Annotated in this window: 17 protein-coding genes and 1 tRNA gene; 9 read left to right on the top strand and 9 right to left on the bottom strand. The window is 69.2% G+C overall.

Annotated features, from left to right (window positions below; genetic code table 11):
* Positions 1-128: 128 nt before the first annotated feature.
* The 8 genes from ACFYM2_RS02985 to rpmH form a co-directional block, all read right to left on the bottom strand.
* Complete coding sequence (locus ACFYM2_RS02985) at positions 129-1,226, bottom strand: ParB/RepB/Spo0J family partition protein (protein WP_359002570.1); 1,098 nt, start codon at positions 1,224-1,226, stop codon at positions 129-131.
* A complete protein-coding gene (locus tag ACFYM2_RS02980; RefSeq protein WP_350231473.1) occupies positions 1,223-2,299 on the bottom strand; it encodes a ParA family protein in 1,077 nt (358 codons plus the stop codon). The genes ACFYM2_RS02985 and ACFYM2_RS02980 overlap by 4 nt, the downstream gene beginning before the upstream one ends.
* Before the next feature lie 293 nt (positions 2,300-2,592).
* A complete protein-coding gene (rsmG, locus tag ACFYM2_RS02975; RefSeq protein WP_350231472.1) occupies positions 2,593-3,318 on the bottom strand; it encodes a 16S rRNA (guanine(527)-N(7))-methyltransferase RsmG in 726 nt (241 codons plus the stop codon).
* Positions 3,319-3,431: 113 nt separating this feature from the next.
* Positions 3,432-3,944, bottom strand: a complete 513-nt coding sequence (locus ACFYM2_RS02970) for a protein jag (RefSeq protein ID WP_388457571.1) — start codon at positions 3,942-3,944, stop codon at positions 3,432-3,434.
* Between the two features lie 14 nt (positions 3,945-3,958).
* Positions 3,959-5,266, bottom strand: a complete 1,308-nt coding sequence (yidC, locus tag ACFYM2_RS02965) for a membrane protein insertase YidC (protein WP_359002574.1) — start codon at positions 5,264-5,266, stop codon at positions 3,959-3,961.
* Between the two features lie 3 nt (positions 5,267-5,269).
* Positions 5,270-5,605: a membrane protein insertion efficiency factor YidD gene (gene yidD, locus ACFYM2_RS02960; RefSeq protein WP_078966182.1), complete on the bottom strand. Its 336-nt coding sequence runs from the start codon at positions 5,603-5,605 to the stop codon at positions 5,270-5,272.
* Positions 5,602-5,973: a ribonuclease P protein component gene (rnpA, locus tag ACFYM2_RS02955; RefSeq protein WP_350231468.1), complete on the bottom strand. Its 372-nt coding sequence runs from the start codon at positions 5,971-5,973 to the stop codon at positions 5,602-5,604. The genes yidD and rnpA overlap by 4 nt, the downstream gene beginning before the upstream one ends.
* An 18-nt stretch (positions 5,974-5,991) precedes the next feature.
* Complete coding sequence (rpmH, locus tag ACFYM2_RS02950; RefSeq protein WP_006381191.1) at positions 5,992-6,129, bottom strand: 50S ribosomal protein L34; 138 nt, start codon at positions 6,127-6,129, stop codon at positions 5,992-5,994.
* A 381-nt stretch (positions 6,130-6,510) separates the two neighbouring features.
* Between rpmH and dnaA the strand changes: the two genes are divergently transcribed.
* The 9 genes from dnaA (at position 6,511) to ACFYM2_RS02905 (ending at position 19,048) form a co-directional block, all read left to right on the top strand.
* Positions 6,511-8,328 (top strand): chromosomal replication initiator protein DnaA, encoded by a 1,818-nt coding sequence (gene dnaA / locus ACFYM2_RS02945; RefSeq protein WP_359002581.1) that lies wholly within the window; start codon positions 6,511-6,513, stop codon positions 8,326-8,328.
* 906 nt (positions 8,329-9,234) lie between these two features.
* On the top strand, positions 9,235-10,365 hold the full coding sequence (gene dnaN / locus ACFYM2_RS02940; protein WP_388832803.1) for a DNA polymerase III subunit beta: 1,131 nt from the start codon (positions 9,235-9,237) through the stop codon (positions 10,363-10,365).
* A gap of 131 nt (positions 10,366-10,496) precedes the next feature.
* Positions 10,497-11,372: a phosphogluconate dehydrogenase (NAD(+)-dependent, decarboxylating) gene (gene gnd / locus ACFYM2_RS02935; RefSeq protein ID WP_120722444.1), complete on the top strand. Its 876-nt coding sequence runs from the start codon at positions 10,497-10,499 to the stop codon at positions 11,370-11,372.
* A gap of 42 nt (positions 11,373-11,414) precedes the next feature.
* Entirely contained in the window at positions 11,415-12,536 is a 1,122-nt protein-coding gene (gene recF / locus ACFYM2_RS02930; RefSeq protein WP_359002585.1) for a DNA replication/repair protein RecF, read from the top strand.
* The gene (locus ACFYM2_RS02925; protein WP_359002587.1) at positions 12,533-13,078 is read left to right on the top strand and encodes a DciA family protein; all 546 of its coding nucleotides are present in this window, start codon (positions 12,533-12,535) and stop codon (positions 13,076-13,078) included. Before recF ends, ACFYM2_RS02925 begins: the two co-directional genes overlap by 4 nt.
* Positions 13,079-13,516: 438 nt before the next feature.
* Entirely contained in the window at positions 13,517-15,580 is a 2,064-nt protein-coding gene (gene gyrB / locus ACFYM2_RS02920) for a DNA topoisomerase (ATP-hydrolyzing) subunit B (RefSeq protein ID WP_359002589.1), read from the top strand.
* 44 nt (positions 15,581-15,624) lie between these two features.
* A complete protein-coding gene (gene gyrA / locus ACFYM2_RS02915; protein ID WP_388832798.1) occupies positions 15,625-18,240 on the top strand; it encodes a DNA gyrase subunit A in 2,616 nt (871 codons plus the stop codon).
* A gap of 87 nt (positions 18,241-18,327) precedes the next feature.
* The gene (locus tag ACFYM2_RS02910) at positions 18,328-18,879 is read left to right on the top strand and encodes a DUF3566 domain-containing protein (protein ID WP_388457559.1); all 552 of its coding nucleotides are present in this window, start codon (positions 18,328-18,330) and stop codon (positions 18,877-18,879) included.
* A 95-nt stretch (positions 18,880-18,974) separates the two neighbouring features.
* Positions 18,975-19,048, top strand: a tRNA-Ile gene (locus tag ACFYM2_RS02905).
* A 317-nt stretch (positions 19,049-19,365) separates the two neighbouring features.
* On the opposite strand, the gene ACFYM2_RS02900 is transcribed toward ACFYM2_RS02905, so the two are convergent.
* A complete protein-coding gene (locus tag ACFYM2_RS02900; protein WP_388832795.1) occupies positions 19,366-23,376 on the bottom strand; it encodes an AAA family ATPase in 4,011 nt (1,336 codons plus the stop codon).
* Positions 23,377-23,634: the final 258 nt, after the last annotated feature.

The raw sequence follows: 23,634 nt of genomic DNA, 5'->3' as shown, positions 1-23,634 counted from the left end.
GTCGTTGTGCCATACCAGAACGCATCGTATCCACCGCCCCACGGCAGGGACACCGTCCGCACGCAAAGGGCGGGCCGTGTTCCGGTAGAACCGGAACACGGCCCGCCCTCGAGCGGGACCGGACGAACTCAGCTGTCGTCCTCCTGCGCGGCGTGCTCGGCGATCCCCTTCTCCAGGACCCGTCCCTCGCCGGGAGCGAGCGTGCCGAGGATCCGCTCCAGATCCTCCATCGAGGCGAACTCGACGACGATCTTTCCCTTTTTCTGCCCGAGGTCGACCTTCACCCGTGTCTCGAAGCGGTCCGAGAGCCGGGTCGCCAGGTCGCTGAGCGCCGGCGAGACGAGAGCGCCTGCCCGGGGCCCCTTGGCCTTCGGGGCGCTCTTGGACTCCGAGTTCATCAGCGTGACGATCTCCTCGACCGTCCGCACCGAAAGCCCCTCGGCCACAATGCGCTTGGCGAGGCCGTCCTGTTCCTCGGAGTCCTCCACCGAGAGCAGCGCCCGCGCGTGCCCCGCGGAGATCACCCCGGCGGCTACCCGCTTCTGCACCGGCGGCGAGAGCCGCAGCAGACGCAGCGTGTTGGAGACCTGCGGCCGCGAACGGCCGATGCGGTCGGCCAGCTGGTCATGGGTGCACTTGAAGTCCCGGAGCAACTGGTCGTAGGCGGCGGCCTCTTCCAGGGGGTTCAGCTGAGCCCGGTGCAGGTTCTCCAGGAGAGCGTCCAGGAGAAGCTTCTCGTCCTCCGTCTCGCGGACGATCGCGGGAATCCGCTCAAGGCCCGCCTCACGACAGGACCTCCAGCGCCGCTCGCCCATGATGAGCTCGTAGCGCTCAGGGCCGGTCTGCCGGACGACGACGGGCTGAAGTAGCCCGACTTCCTTGATGGAGGTGACAAGTTCGGAGAGCGCGTCCTCGTCGAACACCTCACGCGGCTGGCGCGGGTTGGGCGTGATCGAGTCGATCGGCAGCTCGGCGAAGAACGCACCGGCCGGGGCGGCGAACTCCGGCGTGGGCTCCGGCTCGCGCACTGCGGTTGTTTCACGTGAAACAGGGGCGGCAGGCAACGTCGCCACCTTCGCGGCCGCCACCCCCCGTTCCGCGGTGAGTACGGGCACCGACGACGGAGACGTGGAAGCCGTCCCCACCGAGGAGCCCGCCTTCTCCTGCGCGGCAGAAGGGATCAGCGCGCCGAGCCCCCGTCCCAGTCCTCTACGTCGCTCACTCACTGGATCCCCTCCGACATGCTGTGCTGGTTGTTCTGGCTGACCACATGCGCGTGCGTGGGGTCGTACTGCACACCGACACCGCGCAAGGCGATCTCGCGGGCAGCTTCGAGGTAGGAGAGCGAGCCGCTGGAGCCCGGGTCATAGGTGAGCACCGTCTGCCCGTAGCTCGGCGCCTCGGAGATGCGGACCGAGCGCGGGATGCTGGTCCGCAGCACCTCCTTGCCGAAGTGGCTGCGTACCTCGTCGGCCACCTGGGAAGCGAGCCTGGTCCTGCCGTCGTACATGGTGAGCAGGATCGTCGAGACGTGCAGCGTCGGGTTGAGGTGGCCGCGTACGAGATCGACGTTCCTCAGGAGCTGTCCCAGCCCCTCCAGGGCGTAGTACTCGCACTGGATCGGGATCAGTACCTCGGCCCCCGCGACCAGCGCGTTGACCGTCAACAGGCCCAGCGAAGGCGGGCAGTCGATGAGGATGTAGTCCAGCGGCTGCTCGTACGCCTGGATGGCGCGCTGCAGTCGGCTCTCTCTGGCCACCAGGGACACCAGCTCGATCTCCGCACCGGCGAGATCGATCGTGGCCGGCGCACAGAAAAGACCCTCGACGTCCGGGACGGGCTGAACCACTTCAGAGAGGGGCCTGCTCTCTACCAGGACGTCGTAGATCGACGGGACCTCGGCGTGGTGATCGATGCCCAGGGCCGTCGAGGCGTTGCCCTGGGGGTCGAGGTCGACAACCAGGACCCGCGCGCCATGCAGCGCGAGGGACGCGGCGAGGTTGACCGTGGACGTGGTCTTCCCCACGCCGCCCTTCTGATTGGCAACGACCATGATTCGGGTCTGCTCCGGCCGGGGCAGACCCTCACCGGCACGGCCGAGAGCTTCCACCGCCAGCTGGGCAGCACGACCGATGGGGGTGTCGTCCATCGGGGGCGGTGTTTCACGTGAAACATCCTCCCCCGCCGATTCGGTACGGGGACCGGGGACCGGATCGGTCATCGGTCCCGCGATGTTGGCGTCGGACCGCAAGGATTCACTCTCCTCGACTTCAGGCTCGCAATGAACAGAGCCTCCCATGTCTTCGGGGCAGTGAACCAGCGAGGCCCGGGCTTCTGTGGACGAATCCACCTCTGTGGACAACTCCGTAGCCCCTGCGGGGGACCCGAGGCCCCCCGCGAACGGCTTGCGATCGCGCGGCGAGGAAGCCGCACGGCCGCGGCTGATGATTCCATGCAGCAGTGAGCGACGTTTCACGTGAAACACGATGCATCCGTGCTGCACGGGGACCGCTACGACACTCCGAAATGCGTACGTATGCCGCCTTCTATGGAGCATTCGCCCACGGAACCGTCTCCGCGTGGGGCGGAAGGTCAGCGACGGCGCCGCGTACGGCTCGTCCTGGCGGCCTTGGCGCGCTTGGCGGCGAACCGCACACCACCAGGACTCTCGCCCACCTCGACCCGTACGACCGTGGACAGCGGGTCCACCACGCCCTCGCCGACATGGAGCACCGACGTCTCCACCACACCGAGCTTGCTCAGTGCGGCACGCGCACCCTGGATCTCCTCCTCGGCCGTGTCGCCCTTGAGCGCCAGCATTTCGCCGTAGGGACGCAGCAGCGGCACACCCCAGCCGGCCAGCCGGTCGAGCGGTGCCACCGCGCGCGCCGTCACCACATGGACCGGGGCCACCTTGCCCAGCATCTCCTCGGCCCGCCCGCGCACCACGGTGACGTGGTCCAGGCCCAGCAGCTCCACGACCTCCTGGAGGAAGTTGGTGCGCCGCAGCAGTGGCTCAAGGAGCGTGATCTTCAGGTCGGGGCGCACCAGCGCCAGCGGGATGCCCGGCAGGCCCGCCCCCGAGCCCACGTCGCACACCGTGACGCCCTCGGGAACCACCTCGGAGAGCACCGCGCAGTTCAGCAGATGCCGCTCCCACAACCGCGGCACCTCACGCGGACCGATCAGACCACGCTTGACCCCCGCATCCGCGAGCAGCTCCGCGTACCGCACGGCTTCGGGGAAGAACTCCCCGAAAACCTCCCGCGCCTCATCCGGCGCCGGGGGAAGCTCCGCTGCTGCCTCTGCCTCCGTCACGGGGACCGTCCTTCCCTACCTCGGCGGCGTTGCCGCACTGTGGTGGCCGACTATCAGGCTGACAAAGATCGGCCCCGCCTGCGAACAGACGGGGCCGAGAAAGCAATGACCGCTCAGGCGGGCAGTACGACGACGAAGCGCTGCGGCTCCTCGCCCTCCGACTCGCTGCGCAGCCCGGCGGCCGCAACGGCGTCGTGCACGACCTTGCGCTCGAACGGCGTCATCGGGTCGAGCTTCACCGGCGCCCCGGTGCTCTTGACCTCGTCCGCCGTCTTGGCGCCCAGCTCGGCGAGCTCCGTGCGCTTCTTGGCCCGGTAGCCCCCGATGTCCAGCATCAGACGGCTGCGGTCACCGGTCTCCCGGTGCACGGCCAGGCGCGTGAGCTCCTGAAGCGCCTCCAGCACTTCACCGTCACGGCCGACCAGCTTCTGCAGGTCACGGCTGTTGCTGTCACTGATGATCGAGACCGCGGCTCGATCCGCCTCGACGTCCATGTCGATATCGCCGTCGAGGTCGGCGATGTCGAGCAGGCCCTCCAGGTAATCGGCGGCGATCTCCCCCTCCTGCTCCAGGCGGGAGAGGGTGTCGACGCCCTCAGCGGCCGGGGCGGTGGTGCCTTCCGTCACGGATGGACTCCTTCTTACTTCTTGGTCGGGTGCTTGGGCCGCTGCTGACCCTTGCGCTGTCCCGACTTGGCTCGTGCCTGGCCCGCGGTGGGCTTGCCCTGCTTCGGCTTGTTCTCCTGCTGGGGCTTGGCGCCCTGCGGTTCGGTCCGCTTGTCCTGGGGCGCCTCGGCCGCGGAGTCACCGGCGTCCGTGGAGTCCTTCGTGAGCGAGGTCTTCGCGGCCGCGTCGTCCTGCTGGGCCACCGTCGCGCCGCCCTGCCGCTGCGCCTTGGTCTGCCGCTTGGGCTGCTGGCGCTTGGGAGCCGCGCCGCCCTCGGCCTCCAGGAGCGCCGTGTCGCTCTTCACCACGGTGCCGTCGGCCTGGGCCACGAAGCCCTGCTTGGAGAGGCCGGTGATGAACTTGCGCTCGTTGTCGTTGCGGTCCGGGCCCTTGGCCACGATCGCCTGGACGACGGCGCGCCGGCGCTTGCCCTGGACCTCACCGTGCTGGGTCACGCTCTTGACCAGCCGGTCCAGGTAGTGCGCCTGAGCCTTGGAACCCGGCGTCGGGTTCTGGTTGATGACGTACATCTGCTGGCCCATGGTCCACACGTTGGTGGTCAGCCAGTAGACGAGGACACCGACGGGGAAGTTGATGCCCATCACGGCGAACATGACGGGGAAGACGTACATCAGCATCTTCTGCTGCTGCATGAACGGCGTCTTGACCGTCAGGTCCACGTTCTTCGTCATCAGCTGGCGCTGGGTGAAGAACTGCGAGGCCGACATCATCACGATCATGATCGCGGTGATGACCCGGACGTCCGTCAGCGTCGCACCAAGGCCCTCGACCTTGGAGGCGCTGTCCATGAACTTCGCGGCCAGCGGCGCACCGAAGATGTGGGCCTTCTGGGCGCTCTCGAGGAGCGGCTGGTTGATGACGCCGATGGTCTTGCCGTTGGCGATGCCCGAGAGCACGTGGTACAGCGCGAAGAAGAACGGCGACTGAGCGAGGATCGGAAGGCACGAGGAGAGCGGGTTGGTGCCCGTCTCCTTGTACAGCTTCATCATCTCTTCGGACTGACGCTGCTTGTCGCTCTTGTAGCGCTCCTGGATCGCCTTCATCTTCGGCTGGAGCGCCTGCATGTTCCGCGTCGACTTGATCTGCTTCACGAAGAGCGGGATCAGACAGATACGGATCAGCACCACGAGGGACACGATCGACAGGCCCCAGGCCCAGCCCGTGTCCGGCCCGAAGATCGCGCCGTACAACGAGTGGAACTGGACGATGACCCAGGAAACAGGCCAGGTGATGAAGCTGAACAGACTGGCAATCGTGTCCACTAATCAGGCTCCTTGAGCATTGGGCGGGGTCTCTGCGGCCGGGCTTGTCTCGGTCTCAGCGGCGGACTGCCCGCCCTTGTCGCCGCGCCAGGCAGCGCGCAGCGCCTCGTGCCATCGAGGTCGCTTGCGCTCCGGCACGTAGTCCACACCGCCCGGCGACCACGGATTGCACCGCAGAATGCGCCAGGCGGTCAGGGCGGTGCCTTTGACGGCACCGTGCCGGTCGATCGCCGTATATCCATAGTGGGAACACGACGGGTAGTACCGGCAGACGGGCCCAAGGAGTGGGCTGATCGTCCACTGGTACAGCTTGATCAGGGCCAGCAGCGGGTACTTCATCGCGCGCCCCCTCCCAGCAGCCGCGCGAGGGCGGCGTCCAGGTCTCGGGCCAGCTGTGCATGGTCGGCATCACCCGCACCGGGCAACGCCCGTACGACCACCAGGCTACCGGGGGGCAACTGGGACAGCCGTTCGCGCATGAGATGGCGGAGCCTGCGCTTCACCAGGTTGCGGACGACAGCCACGCCGACGGCCTTGCTGACAACGAAACCCGCACGCGTCGGGGGAGCGCTCTCCCCAGGCGCGTGCGGGTCCGTTGCACCGCTGCGTAGATGGACGACGAGGAGCGGGCGGCCGGCCCGGCGTCCTCGGCGAACCGCGGTCGCGAAGTCCTCGCGCCGCCTCAGCCGATTCTCGGTAGGCAGCACGTCATGACCTGTCAGCTGTTACGCGGACAGGCTGGCGCGACCCTTGCCACGGCGGTTCGCGAGAATCGCGCGGCCGGCGCGGGTACGCATCCGCAGGCGGAAGCCGTGGGTCTTGGCGCGGCGACGGTTGTTCGGCTGGAAGGTGCGCTTGCTCACTCGGGGGCTCCAGAAATGATTCGTTGGCGACAAGACATCGCCTGGCTGTCACCGTGCGCCCACGAGTAGCTCGCGTATACGCCCGTGTGCACCGCTTCACGACCACAGATCGTGATCTTTGCCCATCGGAGGCAGGCGGCAGCAGCCATCGACAACTCGACCTGGTTACGGTACGCGCGGCTACGCCATCCGGTCAAACCGGCTCCTCGGCGGCCCCCGGTATGCACAGGCTGTGGACAACAACTTGAACCACGTCAGTGGGCCCGACTACCGTGGCTGAACTCCGAGTCTTCTCCCCATCTGTCCTTGCCTGTCTGTCTATGCCATCCCATACCGTCCCGAGAACCACACATTCGTGGGACCTGCGAGAGAGCGTGCCCTGTGGCTGACGTACCTGCCGATCTTGCCGCAGTGTGGCCACGAGTGCTGGAGCATCTCCTCGGGGAGGGGCAGCAGGGCATCGAGCCCAAGGACAAACAGTGGATCGAGCGCTGCCAGCCGCTCGCGCTCGTGGCCGACACCGCGCTGCTGGCCGTCCCCAATGAATGGGGCAAGCGGGTCCTCGAGGGCCGGCTCGCGCCGCTGATCAGCGAGACCCTGAGCCGCGAGTGCGGCCGCACCATCCGGATCGCGATCACCGTCGACGACTCGGTGGGCGAGCCCGCGCCGCCCGCCCCCCAGCAGCCCTCGTCGCAGCAGCAGCGCTACCAGGACGACCCCTACGGCCGCCCCGCCGACGACGGCCTGCCCACCGTCCGGCCCGCCTACCCGGGCGAGTACCAGCAGCGCTCCGAACCGGGCGGCTGGCCGCGCGCCCAGGAGGACCTGTGGCAGCAGCCCCGGCTCGGCGGCTTCCAGGACCGCGACTCCTCGGGCGAGCAGTGGCGCGAGCCCTACGGCGCCGGCCGCCCCCAGCAGCCCCAGCGCGACTACCGCTCCCCCCAGCTGCCCGAGCGCGGCCCGTACGACCAGGACCGGGGCCAGTACGACCAGGGCCGGGGTCAGTACGAGCAGCCCAAGCCGCCCTCGTACGAGCAGCAGCGCCACGAGCAGCGGCCCGAGCGGCGTGAGCTCCCGGACGGACAGCCTCCCCAGCGCGGTGGCTCGGGCCATCTCGCGCCGTCACCCTCCGGGGGCGCGCCCGCGAAGGGCGGCCCCGGCGAGCCGCACGCGCGGCTGAACCCGAAGTACCTCTTCGACACCTTCGTCATCGGCTCGTCGAACCGGTTCGCGCACGCCGCGGCCGTCGCGGTCGCCGAGGCGCCGGCCAAGGCCTACAACCCCTTGTTCATCTACGGCGAGTCGGGCCTCGGCAAGACGCATCTCCTGCACGCGATCGGCCACTACGCGCGCAGCCTGTACCCCGGCACCCGGGTGCGGTACGTGAGCTCCGAGGAGTTCACCAACGAGTTCATCAACTCCATCCGCGACGGCAAGGGCGACACCTTCCGCAAGCGTTACCGCGATGTCGACATCCTCCTGGTCGACGACATCCAGTTCCTGGCGAGCAAGGAGTCGACGCAGGAGGAGTTCTTCCACACCTTCAATACGCTGCACAACGCCAACAAGCAGATCGTGCTGTCCTCGGACCGGCCGCCCAAGCAGCTGATGACCCTGGAGGACCGGCTGCGCAACCGGTTCGAGTGGGGGCTGACCACTGATGTGCAGCCGCCCGAGCTGGAGACGCGTATCGCGATCCTCCGTAAGAAGGCGGTGCAGGAACAGCTCAACGCCCCGCCGGAGGTGCTTGAGTTCATCGCGTCCCGGATCTCGCGCAACATCCGTGAGCTGGAGGGCGCGCTGATCCGGGTGACGGCGTTCGCGTCGTTGAACCGGCAGCCGGTGGACCTCGGCCTCACCGAGATCGTCCTGAAGGACCTGATCCCCGGCGGCGAGGACGCGGCGCCCGAGATCACCGCGAGCGCCATCATGGCGGCGACGGCCGACTACTTCGGTCTGACGGTCGAGGACCTGTGCGGATCCTCGCGCAGCCGGGTCCTGGTGACGGCCCGCCAGATCGCCATGTACCTGTGCCGTGAGCTCACCGACCTCTCCCTGCCCAAGATCGGGGCGCAGTTCGGCGGGCGCGACCACACGACGGTGATGCACGCCGACCGCAAGATCCGCGCGCTGATGGCGGAGCGCCGCTCCATCTACAACCAGGTCACCGAGCTCACCAACCGCATCAAGAACGGCTGAGCCCGCCCGCACCCAGACACCACGCCAGCGCCGCACCAGCACCTCTGAGGGCGCCCGGGATCCGTCATCCGGGCGCCCTCAGGCGTTCCTCGACGGCCTCGGCGGGTCCCGGGATACGCGCGTACGACGCCGACCGGAGCGTGTGTACGAGTCCCGCGGCGCCCCCGATGTTCGAATACCGGCTGGTCGGAGGCGGTTCTCCACAGATCTGATGACTTTCTTCCGTCCACACCCTGGGGACCGCGAAGTTGTCCAGATTGCTTCCACAGGCATGACGCCTGATACTCCATCACCCCAGGTCAACCGCCTGGGGATTTGTGGGCAATCGCATTCCACAGCTTGTGGACGGTTTCACTGTCCACAGCCTGTGGGTGAAGTTTTCCACCGGCGGCCCACAGGCTTCGTCCCGTTGTCCCCAGCTTCTCCACAGCCCTGTCCACTGTTCGGCAACGCAACACCCGCGATCACCGGGCCGAGTGAAAGCCGTCACACCAAGGGGGTGGGTTGGCCTGTGGGGAACCGGGGTAAAACTGGGGACAGCGCTGGGGAGAACTACCCCTGTCCTGTGCACGGGATGTGCAGAACTTTCGGGCGTCCACAGAAACTCCGAGTTGTCCACGGGCGCCGCCCACAGGACCGGTGGACAAAAAACGTGCTGTGACCTGCGCAAACGGGGTTATCCACGGTTTCCACAGGCCCTACTACTACTCCCACTTAGAGTTAGCTCGGAATCCGCTTCGAAGTGGGGCCTGTGCACAACTGGCCGCCGGAGCCCCGACCGCCCCTCGACGCGACTTGACCCCGACGCGCACCGACTGTCAGCGGCGTACGTCAGACTGGTCCCCGGCGATACAGCCGACGACGAAAGCCAGCAGGGCGAGCCAGCAACAGCAGGAGGCGGTTCCGGTGAAGATCCGGGTGGAGCGCGATGTACTCGCGGAGGCGGTGGCCTGGGTGGCCCGCAGCCTCCCGGCCCGTCCGCCCGCGCCCGTACTCGCGGGCCTTCTTCTGAAGGCGGAGGACGGCGCGCTCAGCTTCTCCAGCTTCGACTACGAGGTCTCGGCGCGGGTCTCGGTCGACGCCGAGGTCGACGAGGACGGCACGGTGCTCGTCTCCGGCCGCCTCCTGGCCGACATCTGCCGCGCCCTGCCCAACCGGCCGGTGGAGATTTCCACAGACGGTGTACGAGCCACCGTGGTCTGCGGCTCGTCGCGCTTCACCCTCCACACCCTGCCGGTGGAGGAGTACCCGGCACTGCCGCAGATGCCGACGGCCACGGGCACCGTTCCCGGTGAGGTCTTCGCCTCGGCCGCCGCGCAGGTCGCCATCGCCGCCGGCCGTGACGACACGCTGCCCGTCCTGACCGGTGTGCGCATCGAGATCGAGGGCGAGACGGTCACGCTGGCCTCCACCGACCGCTACCGCTTCGCGGTCCGCGAGTTCCTGTGGAAGCCCGAGCACCCGGACGCCTCGGCGGTCGCCCTGGTGCCCGCCAAGACGCTCCTGGACACCGCCAAGGCGCTCACCAGCGGCGACACGGTCACCCTCGCGCTCTCGGGCTCCGGGGCCGGCGAAGGTCTGATCGGCTTCGAGGGCGCGGGCCGGCGCACCACCACCCGCCTGCTCGAAGGCGATCTGCCGAAGTACCGCACCCTGTTCCCGACCGAGTTCAACTCGGTCGCGGTGATCGAGACCGCCCCGTTCGTCGAGGCCGTCAAGCGTGTGTCCCTGGTGGCGGAGCGCAACACCCCGGTGCGGCTCACCTTCGAGCAGGGCGTCCTCATCCTGGAGGCGGGCTCCAGCGACGACGCACAGGCTGTGGAGAGGGTCGACGCCGGCCTGGAGGGCGACGACATCTCGATCGCCTTCAACCCGACCTTCCTGCTCGACGGCCTGAGCGCCATCGACTCCCCGGTCGCCCAGCTGGCCTTCACCACCTCGACCAAGCCGGCGCTCCTCAGCGGCAAGCCCGCGCCGGACGCCGAGGCGGACGACGCCTACAAGTACCTGATCATGCCGGTGCGTCTTTCCGGCTGAGCGGCTTGAACACGTACGCCCCGGGGCACCCGGGGCGTACGTCTGAGCGGCTGACCCCGCAGGTGTGTACCAGGGCTCCGGCGTAGGCTCGGACGCGGGTACGAAACGCCTCAACGTCAAAGGATTCTGTGATGGAGCTCGGTCTCGTCGGCCTCGGCAAAATGGGCGGCAACATGCGCGAGCGCATCCGCCGCGCGGGCCACACCGTCATCGGTTACGACCGCAACCCGGACGTCGCCGATGTCCACAGCCTCAAGGAGCTTGTGGACAGTCTCAAGGGCCCGCGCGTGGTGTGGGTAATGGTCCCCGCGGGAGCGGCGACGCAGTCCACCATCGACGAGCTCGGCGAGCTCCTGTCGCCCGGAGACATCGTCGTCGACGGCGGCAACTCCCGCTGGACGGACGACGAGAAGCACGCCGTCGAGCTGGGTCTCAAGGACATCGGCTTCGTGGACTGCGGTGTCTCGGGCGGCGTCTGGGGCCTGGAGAACGGCTACGCGCTGATGTACGGCGGTGACGCCGAGAACGTCGCGAAGGTCCAGCCGATCTTCGACGCGCTCAAGCCCGAGGGCGACTTCGGCGCGGTCCACGCCGGCAAGGTCGGCTCCGGCCACTTCTCGAAGATGGTCCACAACGGCATCGAGTACGCCATGATGCAGGCCTACGCCGAGGGCTGGGAGCTCCTGGAGAAGGTCGACTCGGTCACCGACGTCCGCGAGGTGTTCCGCAGCTGGCAGGAGGGCACGGTCATCCGTTCCTGGCTGCTCGACCTCGCGGTCAACGCCCTGGACGACGACGAGCACCTGGACAAGCTCAAGGGCTTCGCGCAGGACTCCGGCGAGGGCCGGTGGACGGTGGAGGCGGCCATCGACAACGCCGTGCCGCTTCCCGCGATCACCGCCTCGCTGTTCGCCCGCTTCGCGTCCCGTCAGGACGACTCCCCGCAGATGAAGATGATCGCCGCGCTGCGCAACCAGTTCGGCGGCCACGCGGTCGAGTCCAAGTAGCTCCCAAGCGCAGTAGGTCAGCCGGGGGAGGTCGGCGACACCATGCACGTCACGCATCTCTCGCTGGCCGACTTCCGCTCGTACGCCCGGGTCGAGGTTCCGCTCGACCCGGGCGTCACCGCGTTCGTGGGCGCGAACGGCCAGGGCAAGACCAACCTGGTCGAGGCCGTCGGCTACCTCGCCTCGCTCAGCAGCCACCGCGTCTCCTCGGATGCCCCGCTGGTGCGGATGGGCGCCGAGCGCGCCGTGATCCGCGCGGCCGTCACCCAGGGCGAGCGCTCCCAGCTGATCGAGCTCGAACTGAACCCGGGCCGCGCCAACCGGGCCCGTATCAACAGGTCCTCGCAGGTCAGACCCCGTGACGTCCTCGGGATCGTCCGGACCGTGCTGTTCGCGCCGGAGGATCTGGCCCTGGTCAAGGGCGACCCCGGCGAGCGCCGCCGCTTCCTCGACGAGCTGATCACGGCTCGCTCACCCCGGATGGCGGCCGTGCGCTCCGACTACGACCGTGTCCTCAAGCAGCGCAACACCCTCCTGAAGTCCGCCGCGATGGCCCGCAGGCACGGCGGCCGGGGCATGGACCTGTCCACACTCGACGTGTGGGACCAGCACCTCGCGCAGGCCGGCGCCGAGCTCCTGGCCCAGCGCCTCGACCTGATCGCGGCGCTGGGGCCGCTCGCGGACAAGGCGTACGAACAACTCGCCCCGGGCGGCGGCCCGTTGGTGCTGGAGTACAAGCCGTCGGCACCGGGCACCGGGCACACCCGCGAGGAGCTGTACGGGCAGCTCATCGCGGCGTTCGCGGACGTGCGCAAGCAGGAGATCGAGCGGGGCGTCACCCTGGCGGGGCCGCACCGCGACGATCTGACGCTGCGCCTGGGCGAGCTGCCGGCGAAGGGGTACGCGAGCCACGGTGAGTCCTGGTCGTACGCGCTCGCGCTGCGGCTCGCCTCCTACGACCTGCTGCGGGCCGAGGGCAACGAGCCCGTGCTCGTACTCGACGACGTGTTCGCGGAGCTGGACGTCAAGCGGCGCGAACGGCTGGCGGAACTGGTGGCCGAGGGCGAGCAGGTTCTGGTGACGGCCGCGGTGGACGATGACGTTCCGGGGATCCTCGCGGGCGTCAGGTACGAAGTCGCGGAGGGCGAGGTGACGCGGGCATGACGGAGGCGAAGGGGCCGGGAAGCGAGGCGCCGAAGGTGCCGGAGTCCTCCGGCGTGGATCTGGCCCGGGTCGCGCTGCGCGCCGCGAAGGAGCAGGCCAAGGCGCGAGGTGACGCCGCCCAGCAGAAGAAGCAGGCCCGCAGGGGCGGCGGGCTGCGCTCCGGAGCCCGCGCGGACGGGCGGGACCCGCTGCCGCTTGGCGCGGCGATCAACCGTCTGATCAACGAACGCGGCTGGGAGGCGCCCGCGGCGGTCGGCGGTGTGATGGGCCGCTGGCCGCAGATCGTCGGCGAGGACCTGGCCAATCACTGTGTGCCCAAGTCGTACGACCAGGCGGACGCGGTGCTGACCGTGCAGTGCGACTCGACGGCCTGGGCCACCGAGCTGCGTCTTTTCGCGCCCCAGCTGGTGGCGCGGATCAACGCCGACCTCGGTCACGGCACGGTCCGGCTGATCAAGGTGCTGGGCCCGGGCGGGCCGCCGCAGCGCTACGGCCGGCTGCGCGCGCCGGGGAGCACGGGGCCGGGCGACACCTACGGGTGAGCGGCCGGGCCGGCGCCCCCTCCTTTCTTGTGTCCTGCCCCGCGAAGTGCTGCCGGAGCAGGGCACACGCGTCTCCCTGGCACACCCTGTGACGTGCGAAAACGGGGCTCCGGAGGCCTCCGGGGGCGGGTGTGGGTGATGAGGCGTCCCTCACGGTAGTCGGAGGTTGACAGGCCGAAGCGCTGAACGCCCGTGTGAGGCTCCTGGGGCCCCTCCCCGAATATGGGGAGTCGGTAGGCGCCCGCCCAGGGCGGCACATGCGGACTCAGGTACCGGCAAACCCCCATTCATGTCGGCGCTACCGGTAGACTGGTCGATAATCCCGCCGTCCTCGCGGGACCCACCGAAAGACGCGATCGGACGCCCGCCGCCACGGCGGCGCCCGACGCCGACCATCGCTGAACGACGCAGCCGCTCCTGCCTGTACAGGGGAGGCTCGTGCTGTGCCAGAAAGGGCGCTTCGTGGCCGATTCCGGCAACCCCAACGAGAAGACCCCGTCCACTGCCGGCGGTGAGAACGGCGAGGTGACCACCTCGTACGACGCCAGCGCGATCACCGTCCTCGAAGGTCTGGACGCGGTCCGCAAGCGGCCCGGCATGTACATCGGCTCGACCGGTGAGCGTGGTCTGCACCACTTGGTGCAGGAAGTCGTCGACAACTCGGTCGACGAAGCTCTCGCCGGTCACGCGGACACGATCGACGTCACGATCCTGCCCGACGGTGGCGTGCGCGTCGTCGACAACGGCCGTGGCATCCCCGTGGGCATCATCCCCTCCGAGGGGAAGCCGGCCGTCGAGGTCGTGCTGACCGTCCTGCACGCGGGCGGCAAGTTCGGCGGCGGCGGTTACGCCGTCTCCGGTGGTCTGCACGGTGTGGGCGTCTCGGTGGTGAACGCCCTGTCCACGAAGGTGGCCGTCGAGGTCAGGACCGACGGCTACCGCTGGACGCAGGACTACAAGCTGGGTGTCCCGACGGCGCCGCTCGCCAAGCACGAGGCCACCGAGGAGACCGGCACCTCGGTCACCTTCTGGGCCGACGGCGACATCTTCGAGACGACCGAGTACTCCTTCGAGACGCTGGCCCGGCGCTTCCAGGAGATGGCCTTCCTCAACAAGGGCCTGACGATCAAGCTGACCGACGAGCGCGATTCGGCGCGTGCGGTCTCGGGTGCGGACTCCGCGGAAGAGGGCGAGGAGCCCGAGCCGCTCACGGTGACGTACTTCTACGAGGGCGGCATCGTCGACTTCGTGAAGTACCTCAACTCGCGCAAGGGCGAGCTGATCCACCCGACCGTGATCGACATCGAGGCCGAGGACAAGGAGCGACTTCTCTCGGCCGAGATCGCGATGCAGTGGAACTCTCAGTACAGCGAGGGCGTTTACTCCTTTGCGAACACCATCCACACGCACGAGGGGGGTACGCATGAGGAAGGATTCCGCGCCGCGCTCACGGGCCTGGTCAACCGGTACGCCCGCGACAAGAAGCTCCTGCGCGAGAAGGACGACAACCTCTCGGGCGAGGATATCCGCGAGGGTCTGACGGCGATCATCTCCGTCAAGCTGGGCGAGCCCCAGTTCGAGGGCCAGACCAAGACCAAGCTGGGCAACACCGAGGCGAAGACGTTCGTCCAGAAGGTGGTGCACGAGCACCTGACCGACTGGTTCGACCGCAACCCGGTCGAGGCCGCGGACATCATCCGCAAGTCCATCCAGGCGCAGACGGCCCGCGTCGCCGCCCGCAAGGCGCGTGACCTGACCCGCCGCAAGGGACTGCTCGAGTCGGCGTCGCTGCCCGGCAAGCTCTCGGACTGCCAGTCCAACGACCCCACCAAGTGCGAGATCTTCATCGTCGAGGGTGACTCCGCCGGTGGCTCGGCGAAGTCCGGCCGCAACCCGATGTACCAGGCCATCCTGCCCATCCGAGGCAAGATCCTGAACGTCGAGAAGGCGCGGATCGACAAGATCCTCCAGAACACCGAGGTCCAGGCGCTGATCTCGGCGTTCGGTACCGGGGTCCACGAGGACTTCGACATCGAGAAGCTTCGCTATCACAAGATCATCCTGATGGCGGACGCCGATGTCGACGGCCAGCACATCAACACCCTGCTGCTGACCTTCCTGTTCCGCTTCATGCGGCCGCTGGTCGAGGCCGGGCACGTGTACCTGTCGCGTCCGCCGCTCTACAAGATCAAGTGGGGCCGGGACGACTTCGAGTACGCGTACTCCGACCGTGAGCGCGACGCGCTCGTGGACCTCGGCAAGCAGAACGGCAAGCGCATCCGCGAGGACTCGATCCAGCGGTTCAAGGGTCTTGGTGAGATGAACGCCGAGGAGCTGCGCATCACCACGATGGACGTCGAGCACCGGGTGCTCGGCCAGGTCACCCTGGACGACGCGGCCCAGGCCGACGACCTGTTCTCGGTGCTGATGGGTGAGGACGTCGAGGCACGCCGTTCGTTCATCCAGCGCAACGCGCGGGACGTCCGCTTCCTCGACATCTGACTCGGTCTGTCGCTGACCGCTTCGAAAGGACTTGAGAACCAGCAATGGCCGACGAGAACACTCCTACGCCCACTGAGGCCGCCGAGGCGGCCTCCGCCGCTGAGGCAGCCCTCGCCCTGCGCATCGAGCCCGTCGGGCTCGAGACGGAGATGCAGCGCTCCTACCTCGACTACGCGATGTCCGTCATCGTCTCGCGTGCGCTGCCGGACGTGCGGGACGGCCTGAAGCCCGTCCACCGCCGCGTCCTGTACGCGATGTACGACGGCGGCTACCGGCCCGAGAAGGGCTTCTACAAGTGCGCCCGCGTCGTCGGTGACGTCATGGGTACCTACCACCCCCACGGCGACTCCTCGATCTACGACGCCCTGGTGCGCCTGGCCCAGCACTGGTCGATGCGCATGCCGCTGGTGGACTCCAACGGCAACTTCGGCTCCCCGGGCAACGACCCGGCCGCCGCCATGCGGTACACCGAGTGCAAGCTGATGCCGCTGGCCATGGAGATGGTCCGGGACATCGACGAGGAGACCGTCGACTTCACGGACAACTACGACGGCCGCAACCAGGAGCCGACGGTCCTGCCGGCGCGCTTCCCCAACCTCCTGGTCAACGGCTCGGCCGGCATCGCGGTGGGCATGGCCACCAACATCCCGCCGCACAACCTGCGCGAGGTCGCCGAGGGCGCCCAGTGGTACCTGGCGAACCCGGACGCCTCGCACGAGGAGCTTCTGGACGCGCTGATGGAGCGCATCAAGGGCCCCGACTTCCCGACCGGCGCGCTGGTCGTGGGCCGCAAGGGCATCGAGGAGGCGTACCGCACCGGTCGCGGCTCCATCACGATGCGCGCGGTCGTCGCGGTCGAGGAGATCCAGAACCGCCAGTGCCTGGTGGTCACGGAGCTGCCCTACCAGACCAACCCCGACAACCTCGCGCAGAAGATCGCCGACCTGGTCAAGGACGGCAAGGTCGGCGGCATCGCCGACGTCCGCGACGAGACCAGCTCCCGTACGGGCCAGCGCCTGGTGATCGTCCTGAAGCGGGACGCGGTCGCCAAGGTCGTCCTGAACAACCTGTACAAGCACACCGACCTCCAGACCAACTTCGGCGCCAACATGCTGGCGCTGGTCGACGGCGTGCCGCGCACCCTCTCGATCGACGCGTTCATCCGCCACTGGGTGACGCACCAGATCGAGGTCATCGTGCGGCGTACGCGCTTCAGGCTGCGCAAGGCCGAGGAGCGCGCCCACATCCTGCGCGGCCTGCTCAAGGCGCTCGACGCGATCGACGAGGTCATCGCGCTGATCCGGCGCAGCGACACCGTCGAGGTCGCGCGCGTGGGCCTGATGGAGCTGCTGTCCATCGACGAGATCCAGGCCAACGCCATCCTGGAGATGCAGCTGCGCCGGCTCGCGGCCCTGGAGCGCCAGAAGATCGTCGCCGAGCACGACGAGCTCCAGGCGAAGATCAACGAGTACAACGCCATCCTGGCCTCGCCCGAGAAGCAGCGCGCGATCGTCAGCGAGGAACTGGCCGCGATCGTCGACAAGTTCGGCGACGACCGCCGCTCGGCGCTGGTGCCGTTCGACGGCGACATGTCCATCGAGGACCTGATCGCCGAAGAGGACATCGTCGTCACCATCACCAACGGCGGCTACGTCAAGCGCACCAAGACCGAGGACTACCGCTCGCAGAAGCGCGGCGGCAAGGGCGTGCGGGGCACCAAGCTGAAGCAGGACGACATCGTCGACCACTTCTTCGTCTCCACCACCCACCACTGGCTGCTGTTCTTCACCAACAAGGGCCGCGTCTACCGCGCGAAGGCGTACGAGCTGCCCGACGCCGGGCGGGACGCGCGCGGCCAGCACGTCGCCAACCTGCTGGCCTTCCAGCCGGACGAGAAGATCGCCCAGATCCTCGCGATCCGCGACTACGACGCGGCGCCCTATCTGATCCTGGCCACCAAGGGCGGCCTGGTGAAGAAGACGTCGCTGAAGGACTACGACTCGCCCCGTTCGGGTGGCGTCATCGCCATCAATCTGCGCGAGACGCCGGACGGCGGCGACGACGAACTGATCGGCGCGGAGCTGGTATCGGCCGAGGACGATCTGCTGCTCGTCAGCAAGAAGGCGCAGTCCATCCGCTTCACGGCGACGGACGACGCGCTGCGCCCCATGGGGCGCGCGACCTCGGGCGTCAAGGGGATGAGTTTCCGCGAGGGAGACGAACTCCTCTCGATGAATGTCGTCCGGCCCGGTACGTTCGTCTTCACCGCAACCGATGGCGGGTACGCCAAGCGCACCCCCGTCGACGAGTACCGCGTCCAGGGCCGCGGCGGCCTCGGCATCAAGGCTGCCAAGATCGTGGAGGACCGCGGCTCGCTGGTCGGCGCGCTGGTGGTCGAGGAAACGGACGAAATCCTCGCCATCACGCTCGGCGGCGGTGTGATTCGTACGCGAGTCAACGAGGTCAGGGAGACGGGCCGTGACACCATGGGCGTCCAACTGATCAACCTGGGCAAGCGCGATGCCGTGGTCGGCATCGCCCGTAACGCCGAGGCGGGCAGCGAGGCCGAAGAGGTCGACGGGGCCGACGACGCCGAGGGCGCTATTGCCGAGGCTGCTGCCGAGGGCGCCCAGCCCTCGGCCGGGGAGCACGAGGAGTAAAGCGTGAGTGGATCCACGGGCGCCGGAGCGGCCGCTTCCGGAGCGAACGGTGCCCGTGGCCCTGCCGCGGACTCCCAGGGGGTAACGGTGACGGAAACCCGCGGGGCCAAGGGCCGGGCGGAGTACGAGGGCGGCGCGCTGCCCGGCGAGCGCGACAAGAGCACGCAGGGCGGCCAGCAGCCCTACCACCCGCCGGCGGCCTACCCGGCGCCCCAGCGCACCGGCGAGGGCATGCGACGGCCGCGTACCGGGGCCCGCACGACGCCCCGCACGCGCAAGGCGCGGCTGCGGGTGGCCAAGGCCGACCCGTGGTCGGTGATGAAGGTCAGCTTCCTGCTGTCCATCGCGCTCGGCATCTGCACGGTGGTCGCGGCCGCGGTGCTGTGGATGGTCATGGACGCGATGGGCGTGTTCTCCACGGTCGGCGGCACGATCAGCGAGGCCACCGGCTCGAACGAGTCCAACGGCTTCGACCTCCAGTCGTTCCTGTCGCTGCCCCGGGTGCTGCTGTTCACCTCGGTCATCGCGGTGATCGACGTGGTGCTGGCGACGGCGCTCGCGACGCTCGGAGCGTTCATCTACAACCTCTCGGCCGGCTTCGTGGGCGGCGTCGAGCTCACGCTGGCCGAGGACGAGTAGCCGCAGTTCACGGCGGCGCGGATACCGATTTTGGGACTGGCCGTCCCGTGCGCTAATCTTCAGAGGTCAGCGCGCGGGACACCGCAAAGCGCGGCGGGGCTATAGCTCAGTTGGTTAGAGCGCATCCCTGATAAGGATGAGGCCACAGGTTCAAATCCTGTTAGCCCCACAGAAGCAGTACCGATGAAGAGGGCGTCTCCCCGAGTGGGAGGCGCCCTCTTCGCGTATGTGCCGTGGCCGGTGTGCTGTGGCTTCTGTGCCGTGGCTTGTGGGCCGTGGAGGGGGACATGCGAATGCCCGACCGCTGGCGACGGGGGATGCACCAGCGGTCGGGCTTGTAGGCAACCCTAACAACGCAGCCCGCAGGGGGAACTGACTGCTCGTGCGGAATGGCGAATTGTGACGGGTATCACGTTCTCCCGGGCGGTCGCCACGGGCCATGGGTCACCGGCCACCGGTCTCTGGTTGCCAGTCACCGGTCACCGGTCACCGCCCGCACGGCGGGGCGTAGGACAGGCGCGGCAGATACTCGTGCCACTTCTGCGGGGTCAGGACACCCCGGGTGGTGGAGCAGATGTGGCTCTTGGCCTCGGCGGTGTCCAAGTTCCACAGCCGGACCGTGTCGCTGCCGCTCGACACGCCGAGCATGTGGCTCCTGGGGCTGAAGGACAGGAAGTTCCCCGTCTTGGCATTGGGGCTCATGGACTGGCCGATCGGTGACGCGGCGGACGGGTGGGCCAGGTCCCAGAGCCGGACCGTGTTGTCGTTCCCGCCGCTGGCCAGGGTGCGGCCGTCCTGACTGAACGTCAGCGACACGACCGCCTCGGTGTGTCCGGTGAGCGGGGAGCCCAGCAGCCTCGCCACGGCCGGACGGGTGGTGTTCCAGAGCCGGACGGTGTCGTCGTCGCTGCCGCTGGCCAGCGTCTTGCCGTCCCGGCTGAAGGAGAGCGTGTTCACGGGCCCGAGATGACCCGTGAGGGGTGGGCCCAGGGGAGCGGGGCGGTGCGGGTCGGCCACGTTCCAGAGCCGGATGGTGTCGTCCGCGCTGCCGCTGGCGAGCGTGCGCCCGTCGGGGCTGAAGACAAGGGAGTTGACGTAGCCCTTGTGACCGGTGAGCGGCGCGCCGAGCGGAAGGTGGTGGGACGGGTCGCCGACGTCCCACAGCTGGATGGTGCGGTCGTCGTAGTCGGTGGCCAGCGTGCGGCCGTCGGGGCTGAAGGCCAGCGCGCCGGCGCCCGCGAACCGGGTCCGCAGCACGATGGGGGAACCGTAGGGGGCGGGCCGGGAGGGATCGGCGACGTTCCACAGCCGTACCGAATGGTTGCCCATCAGCACCGCGAGCGTCCGGCCGTCGGGGGAGAACACCAGGGAACGCGTGGCGCCTTCCCCGGGCGGGGTGAACGGTGCGCCGAGCGACACCGGCCGGCCCGGAGCGTCCACGTTCCACAGCCGCACCCGGTTGTCGCGCGCCGCCGTCGCGAGAACGCGGCCGTCCGGGCGGAACGCTCCGACCTGGCCGATCATGTCCGTGGCCGGAATCGACCACAGGCGGACCTTGCTGTCTCCGCTTCCGGTGGCGAGGGTCCGGCCGTCGGGGCTGAAGGACAGGGCGTACATCTCGCCGCTGCTTCCCGCGAGGGGTTCGCCCACCTGCGAGGGGTAGGCGGGGTCGCTGATGTTCCACAGGCTCGCCGTGCTGTCCGCGCTGGCGGCGGCGAGCATGGTCCCGCTCGGGTTGAACGCCACGGACCAGATGGGGCCGGTGTGGCCGGTCAGGGGCGTCCCGATCGCTGCCGCGTGGCGGGGATCGGTCACGTTCCAGAGCCGGACGGTGTCGTCCGAGCCTCCGCTGGCCAGCGTGTGGCCGTCGGGGCTGAATGCCACGGAGTGCACGGTGCTCGCGTGACCGGTCAGCTCGCTCCCGATCGGTTCTGGCCGCGCCGCGTCGCTCATGTCCCACAGCCGGATCGATCCGTTGTCGGCGCCCGCGGCGAGCGTGCGGCCGTCGGGGCTGAACGCGACGGAGCGCACGGCTGCGGTGGGGCCCGTCAAGACGTCGCGCGTCCTCGGTTGGCGCGGGTCGGTTACGTCCCACAGGCGGATGGCCTGGTGTTCCGTGGCGGCGGCGAGCGTGTGGCCGTCCGGGCTGAAGGCCAGGAGGTAGATCGTGCCGTCGTCGCCGGTCAGCGGCGTACCGAGCGGTTGGGGACGGCTGGGATCCCGTACGTCCCACAGCCGGATCGTGCCGTCGTCGGAAGCGCTGGCCAAGGTGGTGCCGTCCGGGCTGAAGACCGCGCTGCTCACCCAGCTCGTATGGCCGGTGAGCGGGGAGCCGAGGGGCTTGGGGCGCGAGGGGTCGGCCACGTCCCACAGGCGGACGGTCCGGTCGTAGCTTGCGGTGGCCAGGACGCGGCCGTTGGGACTGAAGGAGGTGAGGTAGACGGCGCCGGTGTGGCCCAGGAGCGGGGTGGCAAGCGGCGCGTTCACGATCGAGATCAGCCGGTTGGCCGCGCCCTCGTCGTCCGGCCGCAGACCGTGCGCCACCAGGGCCAGCTGGGCCGACAGCGAAGGATCCGTGTGCTGGACGCGGTCGGCCTCGGCGACGACCTGCTCGAACACGGCGTCGTCCCGCTGCTGCCAGGCGACCACCGCCGCGCCGACAGCCAGCAGCGCGAGGACGACCAGGGCCGAGATCGCACCGCGCATGATCCAGACCGTGCGCTTGCGCAGCTTGACCGAAGCGGCCAGGAAATCCACGGCGGCCCGGGTCAGAAAGGTGTCACCGGCGGTCCTGGCCCAGGCGCGGGCCTGTTCGAGGCGGGAACCCCGGTAGAGCAGGGAGGTGTCCCGCTGGGATTCCTCCCAGGCCCGCCCGTCCTCCTCCAGACGCTGGCGCAGCAGATTGCCGGCCCTGTCCTCGTCGATCCAGTCCCGCAGGCGCGGCCACGCGTGGAGCAGCGCCTCATGGGTGATTTCGACGGTTTCCGCGTCGAGCGTCACCAAGCGGGCGCGTGCCAGCGCCTCGAGCGATTCCTCCGTCTTGCCGCAGTCCGTCGACTCCTGCGCGAGCTGGCGCCGGGTCCCCCGCCTGCGCGTGGCCTGGGTGTCCTCGCCCAGCCTGACCAGCCGCAGAAGGAGCAGCCTGGCGGCGGTGCGCGCCGCCGGGTCGAGATCCGACCAGGCCCGCTCGGCGGTCGCCGCCACCGCGCCCTGGATGCCGCCCGCCGCGCGGTAGCCGGCCAGGGTCAGCTTGCCGCCCTTGCGCCGCTGCCAGGTGGCGAGCAGGGCGTGGGAGAGGAGCGGCAGGGCGCCCGCGCTCTGTGCGCCACGGGGGCCGTCGGTGCTCACTTCCCGGACGATCAGTTCCGTCAGGCCCGGTTCGAGTTCCATGCCCACGGCCTTGGCCGGACCGGTCACGGCTTCGCGCAGCTCCGCGCCGGTCAGCGGGCCGAGCACCATGTGACGGTGCTGGAGCGCGTCGGCGAGTTCCGGATGGGCCAGGCACTGCTCGTAGAAGTCGGCGCGTATGCCGAGCACGACGAGGACGGGGGCCGGCTCGTCCGCGTCGGCGGGTGTGCAGGCCGCGTGGAGGAGCTGGATGAACCGGCGCCTTTCCGCCTCGTCGGGGCAGAGGGTGAACGTCTCCTCGAACTGGTCCACGATGACGACCGGCGGGACGGCCGCCGCCTGGCGTCGCGCCCAGGCCGAGAAGGCCCGGCGCACGGCGGGGCCGTGTCGCAGGGCACGGTGGGCGTCGGAGTCGGCGTTCGGTCCGGCCAGGACCAGGGGCGCGAGCTCGGGGATCCGGCGGGTCAGCTCGCCGACGGGATCCGTTCCCGGTACGAGGTGCACGACCGCCCGCGCCCGGCCGTTCTCGCCGCTCAGGGCGCCGCCTTGGAGCATGGGCGCGAGTCCGGCGTTCAGCAGGGACGACTTTCCCGCCCCCGAGGCGCCCACCAGCATGACCAGGCCGCCGGTCCCCTCCACCGCGCGAAGCTGCGCCACGAGGGCGTCCGTGCTGCGCTCCCGGCCGAAGAACCAGCGGGCGTCCTGCTGGCGGTAGGGGGCCAGGCCCCGGTAAGGACAGACGCCACCGGGGACCGCCGGCGCGTCCGCCGGCGCCGGCTCCTTGGCCGGCGCGGGCTGCTCGCCGGCGATCGGGTCGGCGACCGCGTGCTCCCACAGACGCTGCCAGTGCGCCAGGTCGTAGAGACCGGGGGAGACCGGTGCGGCCCGCGTGCGCCGTGCTTCGGGGATCAGGATGTGCAGCACCACCGCGAGGGCGGCGAACTGCGCCGGCACGTTCCTGGCCCGCCGCCAGTCACTGATCCGCTGGGCGGACACCCGCACCGGGCGTCCCCGTTCGTCGACGCGCTGAAGCCGGACGACGGCCTCCGCGACGCGCTTGAGGGGCGGGTCCCCCGCCTCCTTGTACAGCAACGCGAGTCGTTCCGCGAAAGCCGTGCGTGCCCCTGAGCCTGGACTCAAGGCCTCCACCTCTCACTGTCCTGCGCATCTGGCATCCGGACCGGAAAACTCACCCTATCGGGCTGACCTGCGGAGAAGCCGTCCGCGCGGTGTCCGGACCTCCTCACCCCGAGCCCTTCCTGGCAGGATCTGGCCGTAGCAGGACAGCCACGGGGCGTAACCCGGTCGAGCCACCAGGTCCTCGCTCGAAGAGGCCCATCATGCCGTCGCGTCTTCTCAGTCAATCTACGGCGGAGTAACGAGAGCGCGGCAAGGCCTCGCGTCGCC

It is taken from the genome of Streptomyces sp. NPDC006711 (genome assembly GCF_042869775.1).
GTDB lineage: Bacteria > Actinomycetota > Actinomycetes > Streptomycetales > Streptomycetaceae > Streptomyces.
This window is presented reverse-complemented; position numbering and strand designations above follow the sequence as displayed.